Below are 12,404 nucleotides of genomic sequence, written 5' to 3'. Positions count from 1 at the left end.
GACCGGATGGTCCTGGCGATCGGCGCGCCCCTGCTCGCACTCGTCGCAGCGCTCGTCATCACCTCCGGCGTCATCGGCGTCACCGGCAAGGACCCGTTCCACGCCTTCTACGTGATGCTCGACTTCGGCATCAAGAGCGACAGCCAGGTCTGGATCATCAACAAGGCGATCCCGTATTACCTGGCGGCCGTCGCGGTGGCCATCGGCTTCCGCATGAACCTGTTCAACATCGGCGTCGACGGCCAGTACCGCATCGCCGCGTTCTGCGCGGCGGTCCTCGGCGGGGCGCTCACCCTTCCCGGCTTCATCCAGATCCCGCTGATCCTCCTGGTCGCGATGCTGGTGGGCGCTGTGTGGTCGGGGATCGCGGGTCTGCTGAAGACGACCCGCGGGGTCAGCGAGGTCGTCACGACGATCATGCTGAACTTCATCGCCGCCTCGACGATCGGCTACTTCCTGCAGGACGGCAGGCTGGCCGTGAAGGACGGCAACCTCTTCCACACGCCGGACATCCCGGCGTCCAGCCACTTCTTCACGATCCCGACGACGCCCGACCCGATCGACGGAACCCTGATCCTCGCCGTCGTGACGGGCGCCGCCTACTGGTTCGTGCTGGGCCGCACCCGCTTCGGCTTCGACCTGCGGGCGGTGGGACGTTCGGAGTCCGCGGCCTCCGCGAGCGGCGTCAGCGTGAAGCGGATGGTCGTCACGTCGATGGTGCTCTCCGGCCTGGTCGCGGGCCTCGTCGGAATGCCCACCCTGCTGAACAAGTCCTTCAACTACGGCACCGACTTCCCCGCGGGCATCGGCTTCACCGGCATCGCCATCGCGCTGCTGGGGCGCAACCACCCGGTCGGCATGGCGCTCGGCGCGCTGCTCTGGGGCTTCCTCGAACGTACGGGCACGCAGCTGGAGTTCGAGGAGTACGCGCAGGAGATCGTCGGCGTGATGCAGGGCGTCATCGTCCTCTGCGTCGTCATCGCCTACGAGGTGGTGCGCCGCTACGGGCTCCGCATGCAGCAGCGTCAAGTCGGCGAGCAGCTCGCCAAGCAGGCCCGTAAGCGCGAGAAGAAGGCGGAGGTGTCCGCATGAGCACGAACATCACTGCCGAGGCAGAGGGATCGGCCCCCGGCACGCGGAAAGAACCCAGTGGCCGGGGCGGCGGAAAGGGCGACCGCCCCTCGTTGAAGACGAAGCTCACCGGCGGGCGGAAGCTGTCCTATCCGGTGGTCCTGCTGATCATCGCGGTCGGGCTCGTCACGCTCTCCCTGCTGCGCATCGTCACAGGATCGAACGAGGTCACCTCCAGCGGCCAGTACTCGGCCGCGCTGGGCGCCGCCATCCCCATCGGGCTGGCCGGCCTCGGCGGGCTGTGGTCGGAACGCGCGGGGGTCATCAACATCGGCCTGGAAGGCATGATGATGCTCGGCGCCTTCGCCGCGGGCTGGATGGGCTGGCAGCACGGCCCGTGGGTCGCGGCCCTCGCCGGGATCGTCGGCGGCGCGCTCGGCGGGCTCATCCATGCCGTCGCGACGGTGACGTTCGGCGTCGACCACATCGTCTCCGGTGTCGCGGTGAACATCCTGGCGCTCGGCGTCGTGCAGTTCCTCGCCAAGCTGTGGTTCGGCGCGGAGGGCAGCGCGGCGGCGCAGGCGGGCGGCAACGACAAGCAGTCGCCGCCCATGGCGGACATGCCGACGTTCAGCGTGCCCGGCCTGGCCGACGGGCTGCAGGCCGTCGAGAAGCAGCACCTGTTCCTCGTATCCGACCTGGCAGGCATCCTCGGCGCCCTGGTGAGCAACGTCTCGTGGCTCGCGCTGCTGGCCGTCGGGCTCTTCGTGGGCAGCTTCTTCGCGCTGTGGCGCTCGTCCTTCGGGCTCCGGCTGCGCTCCTGCGGCGAGAGCCCGATCGCCGCGGAGACCCTCGGGGTCAACGTGCTGCGCTACAAGTACGCCGCCGTCGTCGTCTCCGGCGCGCTCGCGGGCCTGGGCGGCGCCTTCCTGGCGATCGGCGTGCACATCTACCAGGACCAGCAGACGGGCGGCCGCGGGTACATCGGCCTGGCCACCATGATCTTCGGCAACTGGCGGCCGGGCGGTGTCGCCATGGGCGCCGGCCTCTTCGGCTTCATGGACGCGCTCCAGCTCCGCGGCGGCGGCCCGACCGTGCACGCGCTGCTCCTGCTCGTCGCGGTGCTGCTCGCGGCACTCGCGCTGTGGAAGCTGCGCAAGGGCGGCGTGATCCAGGCGGCGCTCTCCGGGGTGGCCGCCGCGGGCCTGCTCGTGTGGTATCTGGTGACGGACACCGTTCCCCTGGAGTTCGTCGAGATGAGCCCGTACATCACCACACTGCTGGTGCTCTCGCTTGCCGCGCAGCGGCTCAGGCCGCCCAAGGCCATCGGACGCTCCTATCGCCGGGGGCAGGGCACATGACGCACGACCCGGCCGGCGGTACGGACGTCGACTGGGCCGCGCTGCGTGCCTCGGCCCGGGACATGTTGTCCCGGGCCTACGCCCCCTACTCCGGCTTCCCCGTCGGCGCGGCGGCCCTGGCCGACGACGGCCGTACGGTCGTCGGCTGCAACGTGGAGAACGCCGCCTTCGGCGTGGCCCTCTGCGCGGAGTGCGGGCTGATCTCGTCGCTGATGGCCTCGGGCGGCGGCCGGCTGACCGCTTTCACCTGCGTCGACAGGCACGGGGACGTGCTGATGCCCTGCGGGCGGTGCCGTCAGCTGCTGTGGGAGCACGGCGGTCCGGAACTCCTCATGGAGACGGAGGACGGCATCCGCACGCTGGCCGACCTGCTGCCCGGCGCCTTCGGCGCCTCCGATCTGAAACGCTGACGGGACGCCCGCGGGCCGGCCGGCCGCCCACACAGGGATCCGGCCGGCCCGCGGTTCGCCGCCTCCATCCCTTTCGCCACGGACGTCTGCCACGCCCACGTCCGTGACATTCGCCCCCGTCCGGTTTCCCGCCCCCGCGTGAAGGAGACTCCCGCTATATGTCCATGGACGTCATCTCCGTCATCCGTACGAAACGCGACCGCGGAGCGCTCAGCAGCGAGCAGATCGACTGGGTGATCGACGCGTACACGCGCGGCGAGGTCGCCGACGAGCAGATGTCGGCGCTCGCGATGGCGATCCTGCTCAACGGCATGTCGCGGGACGAGATCGCCCGCTGGACCGGGGCGATGATCGCCTCCGGCGAGCGGATGGACTTCGCCTCCCTCAGCAGGCCCACGGCCGACAAGCACTCGACGGGCGGCGTCGGCGACAAGATCACGCTGCCGCTCGCCCCGCTCGTCGCCGCCTGCGGCGCGGCCGTACCGCAGCTCTCCGGCCGCGGGCTCGGCCACACCGGCGGCACCCTCGACAAGCTGGAGTCGATCCCGGGGTGGCGGGCGGCGCTCAGCAACGAGGAGATGCTCGGCGTCCTCCGCGACACCGGGGCCGTCATCTGCGCCGCCGGGGACGGGCTGGCCCCCGCCGACCGGAAGCTGTACGCGCTGCGCGACGTCACCGGGACCGTCGAGTCGATCCCGCTCATCGCCAGCTCCATCATGAGCAAGAAGATCGCGGAGGGCACGGGCTCGCTCGTCCTCGACGTGAAGGTCGGCTCCGGCGCGTTCATGAAGCCTCCACCATGGTCGGGCTGGGCAACGACCACGGCGTGCGCACCCGGGCGCTGATCACCGACATGGCCACCCCGCTGGGAGGCACGGCGGGCAACGCACTGGAGGTCCGCGAGTCGGTCGAGGTGCTGGCGGGCGGCGGCCCCGCGGACGTCGTCGAGCTGACGCTCTCCCTGGCCCGGGAGATGCTCACGGCGGCGGGCTTCCCCGACGCGGATCCGGCGAAGGCACTCGCCGACGGCAGCGCCATGGACCACTGGCGTCGGATGATCACCGCACAGGGCGGCGACCCCGACGCGGAGCTGCCCACCGCCCGCGAGCAGCACACCGTCACGGTGCCCGCGTCCGGGATCGTCACCAGGCTCGACGCCTACGCCGTGGGCCTCGCGGCCTGGCGGCTCGGCGCGGGCAGGGCCCGCAAGGAGGACCCGGTGCAGGCGGGGGCGGGTATCGAGATGCACGCCAAGCCCGGTGACCCGGTCACGGCGGGCCGCCCGCTGATGACGCTGCACACGGACACCCCGGAGAAATTCGCGTACGCGCTGCAGGCGCTGGAGGGGGCGTACGACATCGCACCTCAGGGCACGGAGTTCGCGGTCACGCCGATCGTTCTGGAACGCGTGGTGTGACCCCGCTGACCTCGCAACCCCTTTCGGGTGACGGCTTGTCCGTAGCGCCGTGGCGGAGCTCTTGGGCATGCTGGAGTCGGTGACGTACCGAGAAGGAGACCGCCATGAGCGCACTCACCGTCGACCACGGCCCGGCTGACGGCCGGGACTGGGACGATCTGGTCCGGATCTGGGACCGGACCGACGGGCCCGAGGGCAGCAGGGTGGAGATCATCGAGGGGATCGTCACCGTGTCGCCGCCACCCGCCAACAACCACAACAGCATCGCCTGGAAGATTCAGCGCGCCCTCACGAGATCCCTCCCGGAGGACTGGGGCATCTACCAGACGCTGGGGGTCGCCGTCCCCTCGCGGAGCGGCCTCTACATCCCGGACCTGGTGGTCGTTCCAGAAGCCGCGTTGCGCGAACCCGGCAACTACATCCCCGCCGCCGCGGCCGAGCTGATCGTCGAGATCACCTCGCCCTCCAACGCGGGGCACGACCGCATCAGCAAGCCCGCGGGCTACGCCCAGGCCGGCGTCCCGCTCTACCTGCTGGTGGACGGGCACGCCCCGGCCGGTCCGACCGTCACCGTGTTCGGGGAGCCGGCGGGTGACGTCTACCGCGTCCACACGGCGGTGAAGGCCGGCGAGGACGTCCGGCTTCCGGCGCCCTTCGAACTCACCCTGGAGACGGCGGACTTCCCGCTGGACTGACGGCCCGGCCCGGTCCGGTCCCGACCGGACCGGACCGGCCGCGGGTCAGGCCCGAGCGGCGACCGGGCGGCGGCGCTGTACGGCGGCCGCCCGCGAGCCGTAGAGCGTCACCGCGCCCGCCAGCACCATCGCGGTCAGCGCCAGTACGACGGTGGCGCTCCAGCCGCCCGCGGCGAACGCGACGGCGCCCAGGGCTCCGCCCAGCGAACTGCCGGTGTAGTACGCCATCTGGTAGAGCGCCGACGCCTGGGCGCGTCCCTCGGTCGCGGTGCGGCTGACCGAGCCGGACGCGACGGCGTGTCCGGCGAAGAATCCCGCGGTGATCAGGACGAGCCCCGCGGCCACCGCGCCCAGGTTGTCCGCCAGGCTCAGCAGCAGGCCCGCCGAGGCCGTGCCGATGCCGACGTACAGCATGCCGCGCCGTCCCAGCCTGGCGTTCATCCGGCCCGCGGCGGCCGAAGTGGCCGTCCCCACCAGGTAGATGACGAAGACCGAGCCGACGAGGCCCTGCGAGAGCCCGAAGGGTCCGGCCACGAGCCGGTAGCCGATCACCGTGTAGACCGCACCGAAGACGATCATGAACAGCATGCCGATGGCGTAGAGACGCACCAGCAGCGGGTTGCGCAGATGCGCCGAGACCGTACGGGCGAGACCCCGCGCGTTCAGAGGCGAGGGGCGGAAGTGCCGGGCCTTGGGGACGAGCAGCAGGAACGCCACCGCGCACACCAGCGAGGCGAGCGCCACCGACGCCAGACCCGCGCGCCAGCCCCACGCCTCCGTCACCCAGCCGCTGAGGACGCGGCCGCTCATGCCGCCCACGCTGTTGCCGGCCACGAAGAGCCCTGTCGCGCCGACCAGGTACTTTCCGCGCACCTCGTCGGCGAGGAAGGCCATCGCCGACGCGGGGACGCCCGCGACGGCGGCACCCTGGAGCGTGCGGAGCGCGATCAGGGTGCCGAGGTCCGGCGCGAAGGGGATCACCAGCGCGAGCGCGACGGCGACTGCCATCGAGATCGTCAGGAGGCGCCGGCGCCCGAACCGTTCCGACAGCGCGGCGAGGGGGAGTACCGCCACGGCGAGGCCGATGGTCGCGCCCGAGACCGTCCAGCTCGCGAGGCCGGGGTCGGCGTGCAGGTCGCGGGAGATCTCGGGGAGCAGCGCCTGCGTGGAGTACAGCAGCGCGAAGGTGGCGAGTCCTGCGGCGAAGAGGGCGAGACGCATCCGGCTGTGCCCGGGGTCTCCGGGGCTGAGCTTCGACGCGTCGGGAACGTGGGTGACCGGTGCGGGGGTGGCCGCGGCGGTCTCGGAGGAGGCGCGCACCTTGGTGAGCGCCCCGGTATCGGCAGTGGGCATGCTTCGAAGCTACGTACGGGGCGTTGATGCGTCCAATGCACAGAACAGCGATAATCGTTCCCCTCATGCATCACGGCAGCTAGGGCGGGACATGTCACCAGTACGTAACGAGAAAGACATCCCGGTCACATCCGACTGGGGGGCGAATCTCACCCCGCGCCTGGCGCAGTTCGCCGCCGTGGCACGGCACGAGCACCTGACGCGGGCGGCGGCCGAACTCGGTGTACCGCAGTCCACGTTGAGCCGCGGCATCGCCCGTCTCGAGAGCGACCTCGGCGTCGCGCTGTTCGCCCGCCGCGGCCGCGCGCTCGCCCTCACACCGGCGGGCCGGACCTTCCTGGCGTCAGCGGAGCGGGCGCTCGCCGCGGTCGAGCAGGCGGCGGAGTCGGTACGGGCTGACGCCGACCCGTCTAAGGGCAAGGTCGCCTTCGGGTTCCTGCACACGCTCGGCTGGGAGACCGTCCCCGGGCTGATCCGGGCCTTCCGCGCCGGCCATCCGGGAGTGCGGTTCGCTCTCGTCCAGAACTACGGCGAGGCCATGCTGGACCGGCTGCGCGCGGGCGACCTCGACCTGTGCCTCACCTCGCCCGTCCCCGACGCCCCCGACCTCGTCGCCCGCCGCCTGGACGAGCAGCGGCTGCGCCTGGTCGTACCGGAGGACCATCCGCTGGCCTCGCGGCGCCGCATCCGGCTGGCCGAGGCGGCCGACGAGCACTTCGTGACCCTGGAGAAGGGATACGGGATGCGGCGCATCCTCGAAACCCTGTGCGCGCAGGCCGGGTTCACCCCGCGGGTCGCGTTCGAGGGGGAGGAGGCGGAGACGATCCGGGGCCTCGTCGCGGCGGGACTGGGCGTCGCCCTGCTTCCGCCGCCGGCGGTCCCGCGTCCGGGGGTGCGAGAGCTGGCCGTCTCGGCGCCGCGCGCGGTTCGCGAGATCGGGCTCGCCTGGGCCGCGGGGCGGCCGGACACACCCCCGGTGGCGGCGTTCAGGGACTTCCTGCTGAGCCGGCGGGGCCGGCTGCTCTCGGGCTGAGGCGTACCCGGCGCCCGGTGGGCCGGGGACCCGGGCGGCGGGGCAGGGGTCCGGCCCCGTGGCAGGACCGGGCCGTCCATCTCATCGCTCTATTTCCCGGAAACAGCAACACGAGTTGTCACCGACGCCCGGCACGCCGCACCCTCCGCAACAGTGCAGCCGACGGATCCGCAACGACGAGGAGGACGACGTGGGAGCCGGGACACACGCGGGACACGGGCACGGGCACGTACACGACAAGGGGCACGGGCACGGCGAGGAGGACGTCGACTGGGAGGCGATGGCCGACTACATCGAGCAGGAAGGGGAGATGCGCATCCCCTTCGCCGAGGAGGCCGCGGCCTGGCTGCGGGGCCTGCTTCTGGAAGGCGGGTGCGGGCCCGAGATCGCCCGGCGGCTGCTGGACGTGGGCAGCGGCCCCGGCGTCTACACGGCGCTGCTCGCCCGCGAGTTCCCGCAGGCGGAGGTCGTCGCCGTGGACGGCACGCCGGCCCTCCTGGAGCGGGCGCGCGCCCGCGCCGAACGGGAGGGCGTGGGCGGCCGCGTGGCGACGCTGGAGGCGCAACTTCCCGACGACTTCGGCCGGTTGGGCAGTGCGGACGTCATCTGGACCAGCCACGTCGTGCACCACATCGGCGACCAGCAGGCGGCTCTGGACGCGCTGGCGGCCTCCGTGCGCCCCGGCGGGCTGCTGGCCGTCGTCGAACGCGGGCTCGCGCCCCGCTACCTTCCCCGGGACATCGGCTTCGGACGTCCGGGACTGCCGGCACGTCTGGAGGCGCTGACCGAGGACTGGTTCAGTGCGATGCGCGCCGGCCTGCCGGGCCACACGCGAAGCGTCGAGGACTGGCCCGCGATGCTGGCACGCGCCGGTCTCACCCCCGCGGGCACCCGCAGCTTCCTCACGGAGCTGCCGGCCCCGCTCGGCGAGACCGCCCGCAGCCATCTGCACGCCAGGCTGTCGCGTGAACGCGCCTCCTTCGAGGAGGAGTTGGACGAGGAGGACAGGGCCACCCTGGACGCCCTGCTCGACGAGGAGGCCCCGACCGGGATCATGCACCGCCCGGACGCCTTCTACCTGACGGCCACCACCGTCCATACGGGCCGCGCGTCCTGAAGCCATGCCGCGCGGCCGTCCCGGCGGGCGGTCCCGGTCGGCAGGTCTTCAGCCGCCGCCGGACCCTGCCGGACGGACCGGGGCTCCTCGCTCCGGCCGTCCCGGCGGGTCCGTCAGCGGCGGAGGCTGCGCCCGAAGCCCGAGGCGAGCGGCATCCGGAGGCCGAGCGGGGGCGGCGCCGCCATCGCGTCGACGAGCGGCCGGGCGAACTCCCTGCCGCACAGCGTGCCGAGTATGAAGTTCTCGGCCAGGGCGGCGACTTCGGCCTGGTGATGACGCAACCTGTGGCCGTCCGTGTGGACTTCGAAGCGGCACACGTTCGCGTTCGACTTCTTCGCCCGCTCCGCCAGCCGGTACGACAGCTCCGGAGCTGTGTGCTCGTCGTCCGAGCCGTGCACCATCAGCACGTGCCTGCCGATCAGTTGCCTGACCGGTTCGGACTCGCACGCGGCCCGGTTCGCTGCCCGGGCGCCACGCGGTGGGCCGTCCGGCTCCGCGCCGGCGTCGTCCGCGGCGACCTTCCCGGGCTGCTCCGCGGTCCTCCGGCCGGCGGCCCCCACCTCCACGCCGGGACTCTCCACACCGGGACTCTCCGCGTCGGCACCGGAGGGAGCCGCCCGGGCTCCGGGCTCCTCCGTCCCGCCGGGCGGGCCGTCCTCCGTCTCCGGCAGCCAGGGTGAGACGGCCAGCACGGACTCCACCATCGGGTGCCCGGCGGCCCGCAGCGCCGCACGCGCGCCGACGTCGAAGCCGGCCAGGCAGACGGGAACGTCCCCGTAGCGGCGCACCACTTCGGCGACGGCCCACTCCGCGTCGTGCGCGGGGTGCGCCGCCTGCCCGTTCCAGCCGCGGTAGCGGTAGTGCAGGGTGTGGACCACCAGGGAGGAGTCCGGCTCGCCCTGCAGCGCGGCGCGCACCAGCCGCCGTGCGAAAGGCCGTAACGCCGCCGCGGCGACCGCCGACGGCCGCCGGGTGCTGCGGGGCAGCCCGCTCCCGGGCAGCAGCACCACCACGGCGTGCGGTGCCGTGCCGTCCTCGTCGGCGCCCATCGCCCGCCCCAGTCGGGCCTCCCGCTCGGGCAAAGCTTGCTGAGCCATGGGGAAGACGATGGCAGAAGCGCGAGTGGGCGAACGGCGCTACTGGATCACCATTGGATATCGAACAGCTTCGCGGCCACAACCAGGTGCGGCGAAAAGGAAGTTGTGGTGCAGATGCCGTCTACGCGCGTAGGAGCTACAGTACGCAGATGACGAGCCAGACCCTCAACACCGTTCCCACACCCGAGCAGATCCGCCGGGCCCCGAAGGTGCTGCTGCACGACCACCTCGACGGTGGCCTGCGGCCCGCCACCATCGTCGAACTGGCCCGGGAGACGGGGTACGAAGCCCTCCCCGAGACCGACGCGGCCAAGCTGGAGAGCTGGTTCCGCGCCTCCGCCGACTCCGGTTCGCTGGAGCGCTACCTGGAGACGTTCTCGCACACGGTCGGCGTCATGCAGACACGTGACGCGCTCTTCCGCGTCGCGGCCGAGTGCGCCGAGGACCTGGCGGCGGACGGCGTCGTCTACGCGGAGGTCCGCTTCGCGCCCGAACAGCACCTGGAGAAGGGCCTCACGCTCGAAGAGGTCGTGGAGGCCGTCAACGAGGGCTTCCGCGAGGGCGAGCGGCGGGCCCGTGCCACGGGGGGCCGCATCCGCGTCGGCGCGCTGCTCACCGCGATGCGGCACGCGGCGCGCGCCCTGGAGATCGCCGAACTCGCCAACAGGTACCGCGACGTGGGCGTCGTCGGGTTCGACATCGCCGGCGCGGAGGCGGGTCACCCTCCCACCCGGCACCTCGACGCCTTCGAGTACCTCAAGCGGGAGAACAACCACTTCACGATCCACGCGGGGGAGGCCTTCGGTCTTCCGTCGATCTGGCAGGCGCTCCAGTGGTGCGGCGCGGACCGGCTCGGCCACGGGGTGCGCATCATCGACGACATCCAGGCCGACGACGACGGGACGGTGAAGCTGGGCCGCCTCGCCTCGTACGTCCGTGACAAGCGGATTCCCCTGGAACTGTGCCCCTCGTCCAACCTGCAGACGGGGGCGGCCGCTTCGTACGCCGAGCACCCCATCGGGCTGCTGCGCAGGCTCCACTTCAGGGCGACGGTCAACACCGACAATCGGCTCATGAGCGGCACCAGCATGAGCCAGGAGTTCGAGCACCTCGTGGAGACGTTCCGCTACACGCTCGACGACATGCAGTGGTTCACCGTCAATGCGATGAAGTCCGCGTTCATTCCTTTTGATGAACGTCTCCCCATGATCAATGAAGTGATCAAGCCCGGCTATGCGGAGCTGAAGTCCGAGTGGCTCTTCAGCAACTGACCTCGCTGAGGGTATGACCTGCGAAGTCTTCCGCCGGGGCCGCCGGGGCGGCTGATCGCGGGAGTCCGGGCAAGGCGCCGGTGACAGAAGCTCATCGGATCACCTGCCCGACTTCCGCGCATCTCTGGGTGTTTGTGGCGTTCTGCGGTGATCGCTACGTTCGCCGAGCTGAACAAGCCCCAACGATGAGGACGGAAACTCATGCAGCAGGTAACCAGGAAGCTCCTCAGCGTCGCTGTGATCAGCGCCGCCGTCGTCGTCGCCGGGATGGGCGTCGCTTCCGCCGACACCTCCGGCACCCCCTCGGCCCCCGGCCAGGGCCAGCCGCAGACCCAGGCGGTGCAGCCGCAGGGGAAGACGTCCCAGCCGCAAGGCCAGCAGGGCCAGCCGCAAGACCAGCAGGCCCAGCCGCAGGGTCAGCAGGGGCAGCCGCAGGGGAAGACGTCCCAGCCGCAGGGTCAGCAGGCCCAGCCGCAGGCGCAGACCCCGGAGGGGCTGCTCCAGCAGAAGCCGCAGAACCCGCAGTCGCCGCAGGCCCCGCAGAAGCCGCAGAGCAAGAAGGGCCCGCTGGGCCTTCCGATCAGCTCCCCGCTCACCTCCGGGCTGGGTCTCTGACAGGCCCCACGACGGCGGGCCCGCGCATCGACTCGATGCGCGGGCCCGCCGTCTTCGTGTCCCGTTCCCGGGACGGCTCCTCTACCAGGCTGTCCGCTCGCCCTCGTTGGGAAGCAGGATCCACAACGCGAGGTAGACGAGGAACTGCGGTCCGGGCAGCAGGCAGGACACCACGAAGATCAGCCGCATGGTGTTGGGCTTCATTCCGAAGCGGCGTGCCAGCCCGGCACACACACCGCCGATCATCCGTTCCTGACGCGGACGGGCAAGTGCAGCCATGACGCGACTCCTTCACTCCGGATCGTTACGACGTATCGAGTTTCCAGGCTAGGGGCCGTTCACACCCCCGGCCTCGGGCTACGGGGCGATTCCGACCCCCGCTGTCCTCGGGGTCGGACCCTGACCCGCCTCCTCCCGGCGGTGGAGGGCATCGCACGTTCCCGGCCCCGCCAGGACCTCCCCGAAGGGCGCCGGCCCCTCCTCGCAGCGCCTGAGGAGCGCGGCGCGTACCGGCGGGAAGACCAGCAGCGACACGAGAGCGACCCCCGCGGTGTTCAGCAGCACCGAGTCGACGTCCGGCACGTGGCCCGGCGCGCCCGACTGGAGCACCACCAGCAGGGACGAAAGGAGAGCTCCGGCAGAGACGGTGCCGGCGAAGGTCCCCGGCAGGGAGCGGTGCAGACGTCCCGCCGCCAGCGGCATCAGCACCCCGAGGGGGGCGAGCAGCAGCAGCCCCTCGGCGAGCCCCGCCAGTGCGCCGGGCGAGCCGCTGAGCAGAGCGGGGCGGATCGTCGCGAAGGGCGTCAGATTGGCCGGCGCGACCCACGGCACCGACAGCGGGCGCAGCGAGACCCATCCGGCGAACGCCAGATACGCGGTCAGCAGGACGGCTCCTGCGACGCGGATACGGGATGTGGGAGCGGCGCTTCCGCCGCCGCGGCCATGGTGCTGCACACCAGCACGG

The 12,404-nt window shown here is 71.9% G+C and carries 12 protein-coding genes and 1 pseudogene; 9 read left to right on the top strand and 4 right to left on the bottom strand.

What is annotated here, in order from left to right; all coding sequences use genetic code 11:
• The first annotated feature begins 6 nt into the window (after positions 1-6).
• The 5 genes and pseudogenes from IEY56_RS17800 (at position 7) to IEY56_RS17780 (ending at position 4,954) form a co-directional block, all read left to right on the top strand.
• Complete coding sequence (locus IEY56_RS17800; protein WP_189038292.1) at positions 7-1,092, top strand: ABC transporter permease; 1,086 nt, start codon at positions 7-9, stop codon at positions 1,090-1,092.
• A complete protein-coding gene (locus tag IEY56_RS17795; protein WP_189038197.1) occupies positions 1,089-2,432 on the top strand; it encodes an ABC transporter permease in 1,344 nt (447 codons plus the stop codon). Before IEY56_RS17800 ends, IEY56_RS17795 begins: the two co-directional genes overlap by 4 nt.
• On the top strand, positions 2,429-2,842 hold the full coding sequence (locus tag IEY56_RS17790) for a cytidine deaminase (protein ID WP_189038196.1): 414 nt from the start codon (positions 2,429-2,431) through the stop codon (positions 2,840-2,842). The genes IEY56_RS17795 and IEY56_RS17790 overlap by 4 nt, the downstream gene beginning before the upstream one ends.
• A gap of 164 nt (positions 2,843-3,006) precedes the next feature.
• Positions 3,007-4,259, top strand: a pseudogene (locus IEY56_RS17785) (thymidine phosphorylase).
• Between the two features lie 104 nt (positions 4,260-4,363).
• Positions 4,364-4,954 carry a Uma2 family endonuclease gene (locus IEY56_RS17780; RefSeq protein ID WP_189038195.1) on the top strand — a complete coding sequence of 197 codons (591 nt, stop codon included), beginning with the start codon at positions 4,364-4,366 and terminating at the stop codon, positions 4,952-4,954.
• Between the two features lie 45 nt (positions 4,955-4,999).
• Here the strand turns inward: IEY56_RS17780 and IEY56_RS17775 are convergent, their stop codons facing one another.
• Positions 5,000-6,307, bottom strand: coding sequence for an MFS transporter (locus IEY56_RS17775; protein ID WP_189038194.1), 1,308 nt, complete (start codon positions 6,305-6,307; stop codon positions 5,000-5,002).
• A 91-nt stretch (positions 6,308-6,398) separates the two neighbouring features.
• On the opposite strand from IEY56_RS17775, the gene IEY56_RS17770 reads away from it, so the two are divergent.
• Both IEY56_RS17770 and IEY56_RS17765 read left to right on the top strand, forming a co-directional pair.
• The gene (locus IEY56_RS17770; RefSeq protein WP_189038193.1) at positions 6,399-7,340 is read left to right on the top strand and encodes a LysR family transcriptional regulator; all 942 of its coding nucleotides are present in this window, start codon (positions 6,399-6,401) and stop codon (positions 7,338-7,340) included.
• Between the two features lie 190 nt (positions 7,341-7,530).
• Positions 7,531-8,457: a class I SAM-dependent methyltransferase gene (locus IEY56_RS17765; RefSeq protein ID WP_229711976.1), complete on the top strand. Its 927-nt coding sequence runs from the start codon at positions 7,531-7,533 to the stop codon at positions 8,455-8,457.
• A gap of 113 nt (positions 8,458-8,570) precedes the next feature.
• Here the strand turns inward: IEY56_RS17765 and IEY56_RS17760 are convergent, their stop codons facing one another.
• Positions 8,571-9,554, bottom strand: coding sequence for an alpha/beta fold hydrolase (locus IEY56_RS17760; protein ID WP_308424151.1), 984 nt, complete (start codon positions 9,552-9,554; stop codon positions 8,571-8,573).
• Positions 9,555-9,703: 149 nt separating this feature from the next.
• On the opposite strand from IEY56_RS17760, the gene IEY56_RS17755 reads away from it, so the two are divergent.
• The gene (locus tag IEY56_RS17755) at positions 9,704-10,825 is read left to right on the top strand and encodes an adenosine deaminase (RefSeq protein ID WP_189038192.1); all 1,122 of its coding nucleotides are present in this window, start codon (positions 9,704-9,706) and stop codon (positions 10,823-10,825) included.
• A gap of 201 nt (positions 10,826-11,026) precedes the next feature.
• Positions 11,027-11,440 (top strand): hypothetical protein, encoded by a 414-nt coding sequence (locus IEY56_RS17750; RefSeq protein ID WP_189038191.1) that lies wholly within the window; start codon positions 11,027-11,029, stop codon positions 11,438-11,440.
• An 81-nt stretch (positions 11,441-11,521) separates the two neighbouring features.
• Here the strand turns inward: IEY56_RS17750 and IEY56_RS17745 are convergent, their stop codons facing one another.
• A complete protein-coding gene (locus IEY56_RS17745) occupies positions 11,522-11,719 on the bottom strand; it encodes a PspC domain-containing protein (protein WP_045862923.1) in 198 nt (65 codons plus the stop codon).
• 78 nt (positions 11,720-11,797) lie between these two features.
• The gene (locus IEY56_RS17740) at positions 11,798-12,394 is read right to left on the bottom strand and encodes a VanZ family protein (RefSeq protein WP_189038190.1); all 597 of its coding nucleotides are present in this window, start codon (positions 12,392-12,394) and stop codon (positions 11,798-11,800) included.
• Positions 12,395-12,404 lie beyond the last annotated feature (10 nt).

The sequence above is a fragment of the Streptomyces daqingensis genome, assembly GCF_014645895.1.
Taxonomy (GTDB): Bacteria; Actinomycetota; Actinomycetes; order Streptomycetales; family Streptomycetaceae; genus Streptomyces; species Streptomyces daqingensis.
Note: the sequence above shows the minus strand (reverse complement) of the source record. Positions and strands in the feature narration are given on the sequence as shown.

What these genes read in the sequence shown, in the direction of transcription:
- IEY56_RS17800 (WP_189038292.1), top strand. Translation starts at nt 7, where the DNA reads ATGGTCCTGGCGATCGGCGCGCCCCTGCTCGCACTCGTCGCAGCGCTC.
- IEY56_RS17795 (WP_189038197.1), top strand. Translation starts at nt 1,089, where the DNA reads ATGAGCACGAACATCACTGCCGAGGCAGAGGGATCGGCCCCCGGCACG.
- IEY56_RS17790 (WP_189038196.1), top strand. Translation starts at nt 2,429, where the DNA reads ATGACGCACGACCCGGCCGGCGGTACGGACGTCGACTGGGCCGCGCTG.
- IEY56_RS17780 (WP_189038195.1), top strand. Translation starts at nt 4,364, where the DNA reads ATGAGCGCACTCACCGTCGACCACGGCCCGGCTGACGGCCGGGACTGG.
- IEY56_RS17775 (WP_189038194.1), bottom strand. Translation starts at nt 6,307, where the DNA reads ATGCCCACTGCCGATACCGGGGCGCTCACCAAGGTGCGCGCCTCCTCC.
- IEY56_RS17770 (WP_189038193.1), top strand. Translation starts at nt 6,399, where the DNA reads ATGTCACCAGTACGTAACGAGAAAGACATCCCGGTCACATCCGACTGG.
- IEY56_RS17760 (WP_308424151.1), bottom strand. Translation starts at nt 9,554, where the DNA reads ATGGCTCAGCAAGCTTTGCCCGAGCGGGAGGCCCGACTGGGGCGGGCG.
- IEY56_RS17755 (WP_189038192.1), top strand. Translation starts at nt 9,704, where the DNA reads ATGACGAGCCAGACCCTCAACACCGTTCCCACACCCGAGCAGATCCGC.
- IEY56_RS17750 (WP_189038191.1), top strand. Translation starts at nt 11,027, where the DNA reads ATGCAGCAGGTAACCAGGAAGCTCCTCAGCGTCGCTGTGATCAGCGCC.
- IEY56_RS17745 (WP_045862923.1), bottom strand. Translation starts at nt 11,719, where the DNA reads ATGGCTGCACTTGCCCGTCCGCGTCAGGAACGGATGATCGGCGGTGTG.